Here is a 13853-nt window from a genome sequence, read left to right as displayed (position 1 = left end):
CTGGAGGAGGCGGCAGTGCGATTCCCCGACGGGTTCCTCTGGGGCTCGGCCACCTCGGCCACCAGGTCGAAGGCGGCAACACCAACAACGACTGGTGGGACTTCGAACACGACCCGGCATCCCTGGCGCGGGCGTCGTCCGGCGACGGCATCGACCACTATCACCGGTACGCCGAGGACTTCGCGCTGCTGGCATCGCTGGGACACAACACTCACCGGCTGTCGCTGGAGTGGTCACGCATCGAGCCCGCGCCCGGCGAGTACAGCAGCGCCGCCATCGGCCACTACCGGCGGGTGCTGACCGCCCTGCGCGACAGCGGCATGACCGCCTTCGTCACCCTCCATCACTTCACGTTGCCACGCTGGTTCGCCGCCCGCGGCGGCTGGCTCGCCCCGGACGCCACCGGCGTCTTCGCCCGGTACTGCCGGCACGTGAGCGCCGAACTCGGCACGCTGATGCCGTTCGTCTGCACGATCAACGAACCGCAGATGGTGGCCCTGCACGGCTACCTCGAGGGCTACCACCCGCCGGGCGTCACCAACGTGATGAAGTGGAAACGCGTCGGGGGAGTCCTGCTCGAGGCACATCGGGCCGCCGTGGCCGCGGTCCGTGACCAGGCCGGCTCCCGGGTGGGGCTGGCGGTGCAGCTGCCGTTGCTGGCCCCGGTCGATGCGGAGACCCCCGCGTTCCTCGACATCCGTCACGAGATCGTCGACCGGTACCTCGAGGACCCCGGCGGTGACTGGCTCGGCGTGCAGTACTACCGCAAACAGTGGGTCGACCCGGCCGCCCCGGCCCTGTTCGCCCCGCCACCGGCCGGGACCGCGCTGACCCAGATGGGATGGGCCGTGCATCCCGACGGCCTGCGCGAGATGCTGCACCGCGCCGCGGAACCGGGTTGCCGCTCTACGTGACCGAGAACGGCATCGCCACGACCGACGACACCGAACGCCTCGACTACCTCCACACCCACCTGGCCGCGCTCGCCCGGGCCGTCGCGGAGGGCGTCGACGTCCGCGGATACCTGCACTGGTCGGCCTTCGACAACTTCGAGTGGAGCGAGGGCTACCGGCCACGCTTCGGCCTCGTCGCCGTCGGCGACGACTTCACCCGGACGCCCAAGCCCAGCGCGTACGCGTTCGCGCGCGTCGCCCGCACCGGCCGCCTCGGCGCCCTGCACGAGACCTCCGAGCAGACCTCACGATGAACCCGGCCGGCCACGCCGGATCGGCGAGTGGTGGCTCAGGGCGGCGTACGCCCGACCGCGCACCGGGTTCCGCCGTCGCCGGGGCCGACCGGCCGCGGCGACGGCGGGACCGTCACGCGGCCGGTACCAGTGGGCAGCTGCTGCGGTACTGCCGGATGCCGGACGAGTCGGCCAGCGGGCACAGGAACTGGCTGTAGCGGGTGTCGTCGTCGACGAAGATCTTCAGCCAGGGGATCATGGTGCGCGCGAGTGTGGTGCTCGGCTGGCCGATGTAGTTGTGGCCGGCACCGGTGATCTCGGCATAGGCGCGCTCGGTCGTGGCGGGGACGCTGTTGTACAGGTTGACGAGCTGCGACGGCGGGACCAGGGTGTCGTTCTGCATCGCGTAGATCAGGGTCGGCACCCGCGTGGCGGACAGGTTGTTCGAGGGCAGGTAGGGCGCGTTGCCGATGGCGGCCTTGAGCGACGGGCGGCGCAGGGCGGCGTCGAGCGCACCGCCACCGCCCATGGAGTGCCCGGCCACGGCCAATCTGCCCGGGTCGAGCCGATCGCGGACCGTGCTGCGCTGGGCGAGGTAGTCGAGGGCGGCGAGCAGCTGCGTACCGCGGCTGGTGGGGTTGTCGTTGAGGTTGTTCGTCTCGATGCCGAAGACGATGAAGCCCTGACCGGCCAGGCGCGGTCCGAGCCAGGCGATGCCGGGCCAGGTGCCGTTGAGGCCGGGGGAGATGGCGATCCCGCCGAACGTGCCCTGGCTGCGGTCGGTCGGGTAGTAGATGACGCCGCCGCCGAAGCCGTTGCCGCGCGGCACGCTCAGCGACGCGGTCGCGAACGGGCCGGTCACGGCCGCCACGCCGGCGGCGGTCGGAGCCGGCCCGCGCTCGTACGGGTTGGCCGCGGCGAACGCGGGCTGTGGCGACGCGGTGCCGACCAGGCCGGCCGTGACGGCGATCGCGGTCAGCACTCGTCGGGCGAGACGGTGCGACAGCCGTCGGGGCGGGGATGGGACACGGTCCTGCGCTGGCATCGTGATCCTCCTTGCTGTGGCGGGCGATGAGCGGTTCCGGCCTGCCGGCCGTACAACAATTGATGATGCTGAATGAATAACGTTACCCGCGTCAAGGTATGGGCCGGAGAATCTCCGGCGACGTCCGGATGGGGGTGGGTGCCGTGGAATCGATAGCTCCTGGATAGATCGCTCTTGACTGATGCCGGCGCCGACGGCTACGTTCGCCGTAACGTGTGAGAAACGTTGCCCGTATTGCCGGGCTGCGATTGGATGACGGACGACATGCGCGTCACCGGGGCGTTCCTCGTCGGCGCCCGCCGCGCGGTATGTGAAACGTTTCATGTGCCGGGACGGCGGGTTGACGGCATGCGAGGGCACGCCACCGCCGGCGCTGCGGTGGACCGCGTTCGCGCCTCCAGAAGGCGCCCGGGCGCGCCCGTACGACGGAAGAGGTCTGATCGTGGATGTGCGGATGACTCGCAGAGCACTGATCGCAGGGTCGTTGTCCGCGGCGGCCACCGTGAGCCTGCCGGCGACGGCCCGGGCGCACGGCCGCACCGGTCGCGACGAGGCGACCACCCGGTACGGCAGAGTGCGTGGCCGGCGCCGGGACGGCACCATCGCGTTCCTCGGCGTTCCGTACGCGACACCGCCGCTCGGCCGCCTCCGGTTCCGGGCGCCACAGCCACCGCGGCCGTGGTCCGGCCTGCGCGACACCGTGGACTTCCCCAACCCCGCCTACCAGGTGCCCGGCGGCGAGATGGGGCCGAACGGCAACGGCCGGATGCCGGCACCGTCCGAGGACTGCCTCTACCTGAACATCTGGACGCCGGCCGCCGACGGGAAACGCCGCCCGGTGATGTTCTACCACCACGGCGGCGGCTACATGATCGGCTCGGGTTCCGCGACCGGCCAGGACGGCACCCGCCTGGCCAAGCTCCACGACGTGGTGGTGGTGCAGTCCAACCACCGGCTCGGCCTGCTCGGCTACCTGTTCCTGGGCGACCTCGCCCACGGCGACTACGCCGCCAACCAGGGAATGCTCGACATCCTCGCCGCACTGCGCTGGACCGCCGACAACATCGACCACTTCGGCGGCGACCCGGACAACATCATGGTCTGGGGCGAGAGCGGCGGCGGCGCGAAGACCGCGGCCGTCTACACCATGCCGGCCGCCGCGCAACTCTTCCACAAGGCGTCGATCGAAAGCGCCGCGCCGCTGCGGTTCCCCACCCGCGACGGCGCCACCGCCCGCGCCGAACGCACCCTGCACCTGCTGGGCCTCACCCGCGCCGACATCGCGCGACTGCACGACATCCCCGCCGCCCGGCTGCTGGAGATCCAGCAGGCCGAAGCCGCGAACGGGGTCGCCCCGTGGGGCGACCCGGATCCGGTGCGGCCCGGCTTCGGCGCGTTCGTCGACGGCCGCATCATCCCCCGGCACCCCGTCGCCGACGGCGCCCCGCCGTGGTCGGCCGGCAAGCCGCTGATGGTCGGCACCACCCGCGACGAGACGGTGTTCTTCAGCCTCTTCGGCCCACCGGACATCTTCCGCATCGACGAAGCCGGACTGCGCCGGGAACTGAGCCGCACCTATCAGGGCGCCGAACTCGACCGGATCATCGCCACGTTCCGCGCGTCACGGCCCGCGGCCACCCCGGCACAGCTCTACTTCGCGATCACCACCTCGCCGATCTGGCGCGACGCCATCAGGATCGCCGAGGCCAAGGCGGCGCAGCACCAGGCCCCGGTGTACATGTACCAACTCGCCTACCAGGACCCGACCGTGGTGCCGGGCACCGACTTCCCGCTCGGCTCACCCCACGCCTCGGACATCCCGCTGAAGTTCGCCAACACCCCTGGCGACCGGCCCGCCGGGGAACGGGCGACCGCACGGCACATGAGCGCGTTGTGGGCGGGATTCGCCCGCGACAGCCGCCCGAACGCGCCGCACGTGCCACGCTGGCCCGCCTACACGCCCACGCGCCGTGCCACCATGTGGATCGACGCCCGATGCAGGATCGTCGACGACCCGGACCGGGCGGAACGACTCTACTGGGAGAGCCGGGAGCCGAGAGGCTCCTGATACCGCGCTCGCCGTCCCCGGCGGTCCGTCCATTTCCGGCCGTGACCGGGCCGGCGCCGGCCGGGAGGGACTCGGGCAGCATCGGCATCCCCGGAGTGGGCAACGAAGTGTCGTGTCCGGGTCGGCCGGCGCCGGTGAAGGATGCCCTGCCGGTACACCCATCATCAAGGAGTTCTCCGTTCCGCGGCGGGCACGTTGACTGGGTGCCGTGGGCCCTACGGGGCCGTCCCGATCCGAGCGAACGGATGCCATGCCCACCTCACACATCACCGCCCGCGTGACGCTGTCGGCGATCCTCGGCCTGACCCTTGCCGGCTGCGGCGGCAGCGGCCGGGCCGACGCCACCGGCGACGGAACCTCCGTGACGTCGTCCGGCAGCGCCGGCGGAGCGACGGCACCACCGAGCGACCCGGCCGAGCCACGGGAAGAACAGATGAAGATCCAGATCACCATCGGCGACCAGCGCCTGCAGGCCACGATCTTCGACAGCCCCGCTGGCCGTGACCTGCTCGACCAGCTGCCGCTGACCGTCGAGATGACCGACCACGGCGCGGTGGAAAAGACCGGCCCGCTGCCGGCACCACTGTCACTGGACGGGCAGCCGGACGGTGCTGACCCCGAGGTCGGTGATGTCGGGTACTACGCCCCCGGCAACGACCTCGTCCTCTACTACGGCGACCAGTCCTACCACCCCGGCATCGTGATCATCGGTCGCCTCGACGGCGACGCCGCCAGCCGCGTCGCCGACATGGACGGCACCGTCACCGCGACCGTCGAGACCCGCACCGCCTGAACCCACCACCAGCGGCGCCCCGACATGCCGACGGACGCCGGCTCCCGCCCGACGCCGTCAAGGACGTGACATGACCAGCCCTCTCCCCACCCGCGAACAGACGTTCACCGGCAAGGTCGCCTTCGTCACCGGCGCCGCGGGCGGTATCGGCGAGGCCACCGCACGGGCCTTCGCCGCCGCCGGCGCGACGGTGGCGCTGGCCGACCTCGACCAGGCCGGCGCGCACGCCGTCGCCGCCCAGATCCAGGCTGACGGAGGCACCGCCATGGCGTTCGGCCTCGACGTCACCGACAGCGACGCGGTCAAGGCGGCCCTCGACCAGGTCGTCGCCGTCCACGGCCGCCTCGACCTCGCCTTCAACAACGCCGGCATCGAGCAGAGCCACACCACCACCGCCGACACGGCCGAGGCCGACTTCGACAAGCTGATGACGGTCAACGTACGCAGCGTGTTCGTCTGTCTCAAACACCAGATCCCGCTCATGCTCGCCGGCGGAGGCGGCACGATCGTCAACACCTCCTCCGGCGCCGGAGTCATGGGCATCGCCCAGCAAGCCGCCTACGCCGCGACCAAGCACGCCGTCATCGGCCTCACCAAGTCCGCCGCGCTCGAGTACGCCGCCCACGGCGTGCGCATCAACGCCATCTGCCCCGGCATCATCGACACCAAGATGATCGAACGCGTCAGCGGCGGAACGGACGAGGGCTACGCCCGGATGATCGCCCAAGAGCCCATCGGCCGCCTCGGACGGCCGGAGGAGATCGCCTCCGCCGTGCTCTGGCTGTGCTCACCCACCGCCGCCTTCACCATCGGACACGCCCTGATCGTCGACGGCGGCCAAACCGTCTGAGCCGAGCGGCCGCCGTCCCACTTTCACAGCCGGCACCAACCGTGACCTGCCGCGGTTCGTCCCCGGCGTTCGGAACGGCATCACCGGATCCGCGCCCCGGCAGCACCGCCCAGGGCACCTCGGACCGCCACTGCCGGCTTCCTGCGGCGCACCGCAAGCCCTTCGGCATGACCGTGGGGCCCCGCTGCACCGGGACGGTACCGCTCCCGCCACCGCGCACCGGCAGCAAGCCGCGAATCGAACGTGGATGTCGTGACCCCGGGGCGCTCCCGCCGGCGGGGTGGGTCGCTCGTGCGTGCACCGCTTCGGCTGTGCGCACCGAGCAGATAGGCATCGGACATGTGTCCCAGTCGGCTAGCGGACTGCACGTCCGAGCCGGAACGCAGGAGCCTGGAGCGACCGAGTCGAAACGGGGGTTCACGAGATGGGCACGGAACAACATGGAATGACCAGACGGCGGCTGATGACGACGGCGGGGGCGGCCACGGTGGGCGTTGTCGCGGCCGGACTCCCGGCCGGGCCGGCAGCCGCGGCGCCCAACGACACGCATCTGCTGATCGGCACGCCGACGTCGCCGGCGAAGCTCTTGCACAAGCTGCGCCAGCCGAACGAACTGTGGATCCCGTCACCGGAGTGGGGTGACGTCTATGCGGTGGCCAAGAGCCCGTACCCGTCGGGGATCGTCGACGTGGCCGGCGCGATGGTCGGAAACCAGATGCACACGGTCTCGGCGCAGCACAGCCAGATCGCCCATGCGGTCCGCACCGAGGGCGGCGGCTGGACCGTGTTCAACAACATCAGCGGGTTCGGCGCCGGCAACCCGGCCGAGAACCGGAGGGTGTGCGCTGCGGGAGCGGCGGGAAATCTGCACCTCGCGGTTCTGGCCTGGGACGGCGGTGTCTTCCACACCATACGAAAGTCCGCCGACTGGCTGTGGACGCCGCTGACCCGGGTGCCGGGCTGGGGCTCGACGAACTTCACCGACATCGCGGCAGGGGGCGGGTCAGACGGATACTTCCACCTGTTCGCTCTGCAGGGCACCCAGGTCCTCCATCGGGTAAGGGATCCGCACACCGGCATCTGGTCGACGCCGGGCTCACCCGGGTCCGCCACGGGTTCCTCCGGGACGGCCATCGCCGCGGGTCGGGCCGGGAACGAGGTGCATGCCGCGGTGGTGACGGACGCCGGGCTCAGTCACGTGGTCCGCTATCTGAGCGGCTCGTGGAGCGACGTCAACCTGCTGCAGCGCATACCCGACATCGACGACGTGGGTGCGGCGGGAACGCCGAACGGTGAGTTCCACGTCACCATCGTCGGCACCGAGAGTGGGGTGAGCGGAATCCAGTACTGGGTGAAGCACCGCGTGCGCCGGGCCGACCAGAGTTGGACGGGATTCGCGACCCTTGACTTTCTTCGGGCCACCCGGGCGGCGATGGCGGGCTGACGGTCCACCGAACCGGATTTCCCGGCACGGCCATGCAGCGATCGTCCGGCAGGAGACAGCCGCACTCCTGCCGGACCTGGCCCGCACACGTCCGCACCTTCGGTCACTCCGCGTACCGATCAATCGCCCCAGAGCCAAGGCGACGTGACGATCTGCCGCTTCATTCCGCCGACCGACCGACCACCCACAGCACCTGTAGCCTCGGCCTGCAACGCACACCCTGATAACCGGCCGGCTGCACGTCTGCCGTCGACCCGCCGAAAAGCGGAGCAAGTCATCGGCAGGGCCGCCACCAACGCGCCGCCGGTGAACCGCAAGATACAAGCGAAACTCGTAGCAGCAGGCAAGCCGCGCCGAACCGCCCAAGCCGACCCCGGACTCCGGAGAATCGCACTATCCGGCGTCGAAATGGTGTAGCGGACTTCCCGATCGACCCGCTTACCGTCCATAGGTCCCGCATAGCGCGTGCCAGCTGACGGTGGCAGGAAAATGGCGATAAGACCGCAGTTTACTCACATGCCGCGATCCGTGCGACGCCCGATGGCAACGCGAGCCAATCAGCGCTCCATAGCCTTGTGCCCCACTGATAGGGGCGAGCCCTTCCTCCCGGTAACCGGATCTGCCGTGCTCGTGTGGCCGGCAGTGACCGGGCATCGCACTCTGTGGTCAATCTTCTCGCGTTTCACGCGTCCGCTCACTGCATTGAATCTGTCGAAGGCCGTCCCCTCCAACCTCGCTGCCGGTGCCTGCTCCGCGCAGCAGCAACATCAGCGCACCCCGTTCGCCGTCGTCGCGGAGCCGGGTCGCCTCGGTCATCAGCTCCTCGATGCGGTCGTGCTTCGCCAGGAGGTATCCGAGCCCGTTGTAGGCGGCCCGGTCCCGATTCGCGATCGCGTCGCGGACGACGGCTAGAGCCTCGCCGGTGCGGCCCAAGTGTTCCAATGCGCGCGCCAGCCGGCCGCGGAGGTGGCCGTGGCCGGCGGCGACCGCCCGCGTGTAGACCTCGATGGCCTCGTCCGTGCGCCCCAGCTTTTCCAGCAGTTCCCCGAGCGGCCACGGAGCGACACCCGCAGTGCCGACGGCGATCTGGTAGGCGGCTACGGCCTCCTCGTGGCGGCCTCGCTCGGACAGGAATCTGCCGAGCTCACTGCCCGCCGCGTTGTGGCCGGCAGCGATCGCCGCGCGGTATACGGCCTCCGCATCGTCCGTACGATCAGCGTCCTTCAGCAGATCCGCCAGTCGTGACCACGCCCGTGGTTCGTCCGCCGCAACGGCCGAAGTGCACGCGGTGATCGCGTCGTCGGTGTGCCCCGCCGCGTCGTACAGATCAGCCAGAGCGCGATGCGGTGCCGGGTGGCCGGCCGTCACCGCTGTCCGCCACGCGGCATGAGCCTCATCGGCTCGTCCCCACCGTGCCAGGCTCTCCGCCAGCGCTGCCAGGTCCTCCCAATCACCGTCGTCGGTCAGCTCTCGCCGCAACGCGACAGCCTCATCCACCCGTCCACTGCTGGCCAGCCAGTCGGCACGGTCGTAGGGATCTTGAGGGCCATCGCTCATGGCGGTCACCATAGGATCCCTACGCGCGTGACGGAACCCTAGTAGCTTCCGGCTCGGCGTTCTCCTTCGGCCGATCGGTGAAGTAAGAACCTTCCATACTGTCAGTCAATCCCGCGGATGCGTCGGCTGCCAGCGCCAGGGCATGCCGTTTTCCGTTGCGGTCAGAGCAGGTCCCGGCACAGGTCCACCAGGCGCAGCGCGAGCTCGAAACCGCGCAACACCAACACGAGATCGACACGGAAGCGGCGGCGGGTTCGGCGCGTACGCCGGCGGCTGTTCTTCATCGGCGAGTTCCCCTCTGGCTGGTGCCGCGGGTGCGACGAGGTGCCTTTCGGGGAACCGGGTGCCGCTCTGATCGCGGCACCGAACTGCAACCGGCGGGCACCGCAGGTGCGCGGCGATCCTGCCGATGGTCGGCGCTACGCGGCCGGCCTTCGTGGCCGGCCGCCCTTGCCGGTTTCGGTGGAGTGCCGGGCCGGCGGCGACCGCGCGTAGGGTCGATCCGAGTCGCTCGGAGGTCGCGGGACAGACCTTCGGCGGGCATGTCAACGGTTCCGATATCCTGCTGTGCCAGCAGACGTCGTCGCGCATCTTGAGGCGTTGTTCCCGCCCGGTACGGCCCCCGGCCGACCTGCCCCGCCCGGCCGCTCAGACGGTGTCGATGAGGCGACGGTTGTTGCGGCGACATCGAACCCGTCGGGTGCCGCATTGGCCGGCGCGACTACTCGCTGACCGGCTGAGCGGGGCGGGATGCCGATCAGCCTCGCCGAAGGGACCCGGATCTGGCGGGCCCGGCGACCGCAGCCGCATCGCGTGGAGACGTTCGAGGGGCCTGCTGGCTTGTGTCGCTGTGCGGGCGGTCGTTTGCGTGCTGCGTCGTTGCCCTGCCGGCTTGCGGTCACGTGGTTGACCCCGAGCCGGGCCGAGCCGGCTCGCGCTGCGGCCGGCGCGCCGGGGTGGACGGCGCCTGTGCCGGGCGGTGTCGCGTGGGCTTGGCGCAAGGCCGCCGCCGGAAGTCGCGTGGGAGCTTGGCGCAAGGCCTCCGCCGGAGAAGTCGCGTGGGAGCTCGGCGCAAGGCTGCCGCCGGGAGTCGCGTGATGCGCGGTCGGTGGCGTGCCCGGGTTGGTGCACGGAGGCGGGGGAGAGGGGTGCCGGTCTGCGTTCGATGCCGTTTTGCGGCCGTGGTGGCGGTGGCGCGGTGGGTGGGCGGCATGACAGGCTCGGGCGGAAGATGCGGCTGGTGATCTGGGCGTAACGAGATCTTGACGCGTTCGACCCGGGTGAGCAGACTGCGGAATACGTTTCCAGGCGGCGCGGACCGGAGGGCACCCCGGCCCGCGTCCGGCGGGCGGAGGAGGCGCGCCGATGCGCGTGGCAACTGCCGGAAAAGTCCGGAATGGGCAAGCGCTTTCCCGTAGGTCGGGCCGGCCGCGACCGGACCCGTTGAATGGTTTAAAGAAACACGTCGATCGTCGCTGAGGTGAGCGCGGTGAAGCGGCGCTGAAACGATCCATTGTCATCGCCCCGAAACACTTGACGTGCGTCACAGCATCGATGCAGACTGCGGAAAGCGCTTTCCCCCTTCGATGCTTTCCACCCGAAACATCCCCCTTGCCGGAGGCACCCCGGTTCGGGGGGATCGCGCGCCACAAGTGACTGCTCATGTGAAGGAGGGTCGTGTGAGTGCTCTCGGCGAGCTCCAACGGCTCGGCACCTCCAAGGGCGGCCCGCCTCCGCGAAAGCGGGACAACAAGGCCGCCTTCCTGTTCCTGCTGCCGTGGTTCGCGGGTCTCCTGCTGATCACGGCCGGGCCGATCGTGGCCTCGCTGGGGCTCAGCTTCACCGACTACAACCTGATCCAGCCGCCGGAGTTCAACGGCGTCGAGAACATCGCCCGCATGTTCGGCGACGAGCGCCTGCACCGGTCGCTCGGCGTCACCTTCGTCTACGTGTTCGTCTCGGTGCCGCTGCAGCTGCTCGCGGCGCTCGGGCTGGCGATCCTGCTCGACCGCGGGCTGCGCGGCCTGCCGTTCTACCGGTCCGCGTTCTACCTGCCGTCGCTGCTCGGCTCCAGCGTCGCGATCGCGGTGCTGTGGAAGCAGATCTTCGGGGCCGAGGGGCTGCTCAACCAGGTGCTCGGCATCTTCGGCATCACGGGCCGCGGCTGGATCTCCGACCCGGACACCGCGCTCGGCACGCTGATCATCCTGAACGTCTGGACGTTCGGCGCGCCGATGGTGATCTTCCTGGCCGGCCTGCGGCAGATCCCGGTGATGTACTACGAGGCCGCGTCCGTGGACGGCGCGAGCAAGTGGACGCAGTTCAAGAAGATCACCGTGCCGCTGCTGTCGCCGATCATCTTCTTCAACCTGGTGCTGCAGATCATCCACGCGTTCCAGTCGTTCACCCAGGCGTTCGTCGTCTCGGGCGGCACCGGCGGGCCGTCGGACTCGACGCTGTTCTACACGCTCTTCCTCTACGAGCGCGGCTTCGCCAGATTCGACATGGGGTACGCCTCGGCGCTCGCCTGGCTGCTCCTGATCATCATCGCCGGGTTCACCGCGATCAACTTCTGGGCCGCCAAGCGATGGGTGTTCTACGATGACTGACCTCAAGGAGCGCCCCGTCCCGGTCGCCACCCACGACGACCCGCCGCCGCCGAAATTCGTGCTGCCGGGCTGGGTCAAGTCGACGCTCAAGCACGCCGCGCTGATCGCGTTCGCGATCGTGATGCTCTACCCGGTCATCTGGATGGTGGTCAGCTCACTGCGGCCGAACAACGAGATCTTCCGCTCGCCCGGCCTGGTGCTGGACAGCTTCGAGGTCTCCAACTACAGCGACGGGTGGAACGCGCTCGCCTCGCCGTTCGGCCACTACATGCTGAACTCGGCGATCGTGGTGCTCGGCTGCATCATCGGCAACCTGGTCTCCTGCTCGATGGCGGCGTACGCGTTCGCCCGCCTGGAGTTCACCGGGAAGAAGTGGTGGTTCGCCATCATGCTGATGACGATCATGCTGCCGATCCACGTGCTGATCGTCCCGCAGTACATCATCTTCTCGAACCTCGGCTGGGTGAACACGTTCCTGCCGTTGGTCGTGCCGAAGCTGCTGGCCACGGACGCGTTCTTCGTGTTCCTGATGGTCCAGTTCATCCGCGGCCTGCCGCGCGAGCTGGACGAGGCCGCACGCATCGACGGCGCCGGCCACCCGCGCATCTTCCTGCAGGTCATCCTGCCGCTGATGCTGCCGGCGCTGGCCACCACCACGATCTTCACGTTCATCTGGACGTGGAACGACTTCTTCTCGCAGCTGATCTACCTGACCGACCCGGAGATGTACACGGTGCCGGTCGCGCTGCGCTCGTTCGTGGACGCCACGGTCGCCACGTCATGGGGCTCCATGTTCGCGATGAGCGTGGTCTCCCTGCTGCCGATCTTCCTCGCCTTCCTGATCGGCCAGCGATACCTGATCAAGGGCATCGCCACCACCGGTATCAAGTAGTCCCCTCCCGGATTGACATACATCGAAAGGGCACATTCGATGAGCAACGGCATATCCCGGCGTACGGTTCTCTCCCTCGCGGGCGCGGTCGGCGCGTCCACCGCGCTCGCGGCCTGCGGTGGCGGCGGGGGTGACGCGGGCGGTGAGCTGTCCAAGGACCCGGTCACGCTCCGCTTCACCTGGTGGGGCTCGGACGCGCGGCACAAGCGCACCCAGCAGGCGATCGACCTGTTCAAGGTCAAGTACCCGAACATCACCGTCAAGGGCGAGTTCAAGGACTGGAACGGCTACTGGGACAGCCTGGCCACCACGGTCGCGGCGAACGACGCGCCGGACATCATCCAGATGGACGAGCTCTACCTCGCCTCGTACGCCGAGCGTGGCGCGCTGCTCGACCTGGGCACCGCGTCCAACCACCTGAAGACAGCGGACATCGAGGCGGCCGCGCTGGACACCGGCAAGGTCGACGGCAAGCAGTACGCGATCCCGACCGGCCTCACCGCGTACTCGTTCATCGTCAACGACGACCTGCTCAAGCAGTACAACGTCACGCTGCCGGACACCGCGACGTGGTCCTGGGAGGACCTGCGCACGGTCGGCGACAAGATTTCCAAGGCCAGCGGCGGCAAGGTCAACGGCGTCCAGCTCTGGGGCTTCGACACCGGTTCGGTCAACATCTGGCTCCGCCAGCAGGGCGCGTCGCTGTACGACGAGGCCGGCAAGGTCTCCGCGCCGCCGGCCGTGCTCGCCCAGTACTGGCAGTACCTGCTGGACCTGTCGAAGACCGGCATCGGCCCGGCCGCGTCGGTCACCATCGAGCGGGCCGGTGCCGCGCTGGACCAGTCCGGCATGGCCACGAACGCGACCGCGATCGGCACGTCGTGGAACACCCAGCTGACGTCGTTCGCGGCGGCCAGCGGCCAGAACCTGCGGCTGGTCCAGATCCCGGGCGAGTCCCAGGTGGGTACGCCGGGCGCCTACTACAAGCCGTCCATGTACTGGGCGATCTCCGCCCGGTCGAAGCAGCCGGCCGAGGCCGCCGCGTTCGTCGACTTCCTGCTCAACACCCAGGAGGCCGCGGACGTGCTGCTCACCGACCGCGGCGTGCCCGGCAACCGGACGATCCGGGCCGCGCTCGCGCCGAAGCTCACCGCCACCGACAAGGCCGCCGCTGAGTACCTCGACACGGTCAAGGTCGGCCCGGCGCCGCGCGTCACCCCGAACGGCGCCAGCGGCATCGAGGCGATCCTCAAGCGGCACACCGAGGAGGTCCTGTTCGAGCGCAAGACGCCGCAGGCCGCCGCGGAGTCGTTCATCAAGGAGCTGCAGACCGAGATCGACGCCGCCTGACCCACCAGCGCAGCGGGCCGGTGCCGTCCGGCACCGGCCCGTGTCCCGAGGAGCGTGGC

Annotated in this window: 12 protein-coding genes; 9 read left to right on the top strand and 3 right to left on the bottom strand. The window is 69.7% G+C overall.

The window, feature by feature from the left end; genetic code table 11:
• The first annotated feature begins 20 nt into the window (after positions 1–20).
• Both J2S44_RS00525 and J2S44_RS00520 read left to right on the top strand, forming a co-directional pair.
• The gene (locus J2S44_RS00525) at positions 21–914 is read left to right on the top strand and encodes a family 1 glycosylhydrolase (protein WP_310429430.1); all 894 of its coding nucleotides are present in this window, start codon (positions 21–23) and stop codon (positions 912–914) included.
• Positions 899–1207 (top strand): family 1 glycosylhydrolase, encoded by a 309-nt coding sequence (locus tag J2S44_RS00520; RefSeq protein ID WP_310407752.1) that lies wholly within the window; start codon positions 899–901, stop codon positions 1205–1207. The genes J2S44_RS00525 and J2S44_RS00520 overlap by 16 nt, the downstream gene beginning before the upstream one ends.
• A 112-nt stretch (positions 1208–1319) precedes the next feature.
• On the opposite strand, the gene J2S44_RS00515 is transcribed toward J2S44_RS00520, so the two are convergent.
• A complete protein-coding gene (locus tag J2S44_RS00515; protein WP_310407750.1) occupies positions 1320–2231 on the bottom strand; it encodes a dienelactone hydrolase family protein in 912 nt (303 codons plus the stop codon).
• A 454-nt stretch (positions 2232–2685) separates the two neighbouring features.
• On the opposite strand from J2S44_RS00515, the gene J2S44_RS00510 reads away from it, so the two are divergent.
• From J2S44_RS00510 to J2S44_RS00495, 4 genes are all read left to right on the top strand, one after another.
• Entirely contained in the window at positions 2686–4299 is a 1614-nt protein-coding gene (locus J2S44_RS00510) for a carboxylesterase/lipase family protein (RefSeq protein WP_310407748.1), read from the top strand.
• 250 nt (positions 4300–4549) lie between these two features.
• Positions 4550–5092, top strand: a complete 543-nt coding sequence (locus tag J2S44_RS00505; RefSeq protein WP_310407746.1) for a cyclophilin-like fold protein — start codon at positions 4550–4552, stop codon at positions 5090–5092.
• A gap of 70 nt (positions 5093–5162) precedes the next feature.
• Positions 5163–5942: a glucose 1-dehydrogenase gene (locus tag J2S44_RS00500; RefSeq protein ID WP_310407745.1), complete on the top strand. Its 780-nt coding sequence runs from the start codon at positions 5163–5165 to the stop codon at positions 5940–5942.
• A 424-nt stretch (positions 5943–6366) separates the two neighbouring features.
• A complete protein-coding gene (locus tag J2S44_RS00495) occupies positions 6367–7386 on the top strand; it encodes a hypothetical protein (RefSeq protein WP_310407742.1) in 1020 nt (339 codons plus the stop codon).
• Positions 7387–8052: 666 nt separating this feature from the next.
• Here J2S44_RS00495 and J2S44_RS00490 read toward each other — a convergent pair.
• Complete coding sequence (locus tag J2S44_RS00490; protein WP_310407740.1) at positions 8053–8943, bottom strand: tetratricopeptide repeat protein; 891 nt, start codon at positions 8941–8943, stop codon at positions 8053–8055.
• A gap of 161 nt (positions 8944–9104) precedes the next feature.
• Positions 9105–9227: a hypothetical protein gene (locus tag J2S44_RS00485; RefSeq protein ID WP_310407738.1), complete on the bottom strand. Its 123-nt coding sequence runs from the start codon at positions 9225–9227 to the stop codon at positions 9105–9107.
• 1395 nt (positions 9228–10622) lie between these two features.
• Here J2S44_RS00485 and J2S44_RS00480 point away from each other — a divergent pair.
• The 3 genes from J2S44_RS00480 to J2S44_RS00470 are packed head-to-tail and all read left to right on the top strand — an operon-like array spanning position 10623 to position 13794.
• Positions 10623–11552, top strand: a complete 930-nt coding sequence (locus J2S44_RS00480) for a carbohydrate ABC transporter permease (RefSeq protein WP_310407736.1) — start codon at positions 10623–10625, stop codon at positions 11550–11552.
• Positions 11545–12444: a carbohydrate ABC transporter permease gene (locus tag J2S44_RS00475; protein ID WP_310407734.1), complete on the top strand. Its 900-nt coding sequence runs from the start codon at positions 11545–11547 to the stop codon at positions 12442–12444. Before J2S44_RS00480 ends, J2S44_RS00475 begins: the two co-directional genes overlap by 8 nt.
• 39 nt (positions 12445–12483) lie before the next feature.
• Entirely contained in the window at positions 12484–13794 is a 1311-nt protein-coding gene (locus tag J2S44_RS00470; RefSeq protein ID WP_310407732.1) for an ABC transporter substrate-binding protein, read from the top strand.
• The last annotated feature ends 59 nt before the right edge of the window (positions 13795–13853 follow it).

This window comes from Catenuloplanes niger, assembly GCF_031458255.1.
In the GTDB taxonomy this organism is placed as follows: Bacteria; Actinomycetota; Actinomycetes; order Mycobacteriales; family Micromonosporaceae; genus Catenuloplanes; species Catenuloplanes niger.
Note: the sequence above shows the minus strand (reverse complement) of the source record. Positions and strands in the feature narration are given on the sequence as shown.

Coding starts and splice junctions, on each gene's coding strand:
- J2S44_RS00515 (WP_310407750.1), bottom strand. CDS start 2,231: ATGCCAGCGCAGGACCGTGTCCCATCCCCGCCCCGACGGCTGTCGCAC.
- J2S44_RS00510 (WP_310407748.1), top strand. CDS start 2,686: ATGACTCGCAGAGCACTGATCGCAGGGTCGTTGTCCGCGGCGGCCACC.
- J2S44_RS00505 (WP_310407746.1), top strand. CDS start 4,550: ATGCCCACCTCACACATCACCGCCCGCGTGACGCTGTCGGCGATCCTC.
- J2S44_RS00500 (WP_310407745.1), top strand. CDS start 5,163: ATGACCAGCCCTCTCCCCACCCGCGAACAGACGTTCACCGGCAAGGTC.
- J2S44_RS00495 (WP_310407742.1), top strand. CDS start 6,367: ATGGGCACGGAACAACATGGAATGACCAGACGGCGGCTGATGACGACG.
- J2S44_RS00490 (WP_310407740.1), bottom strand. CDS start 8,943: ATGAGCGATGGCCCTCAAGATCCCTACGACCGTGCCGACTGGCTGGCC.
- J2S44_RS00485 (WP_310407738.1), bottom strand. CDS start 9,227: ATGAAGAACAGCCGCCGGCGTACGCGCCGAACCCGCCGCCGCTTCCGT.
- J2S44_RS00475 (WP_310407734.1), top strand. CDS start 11,545: ATGACTGACCTCAAGGAGCGCCCCGTCCCGGTCGCCACCCACGACGAC.
- J2S44_RS00470 (WP_310407732.1), top strand. CDS start 12,484: ATGAGCAACGGCATATCCCGGCGTACGGTTCTCTCCCTCGCGGGCGCG.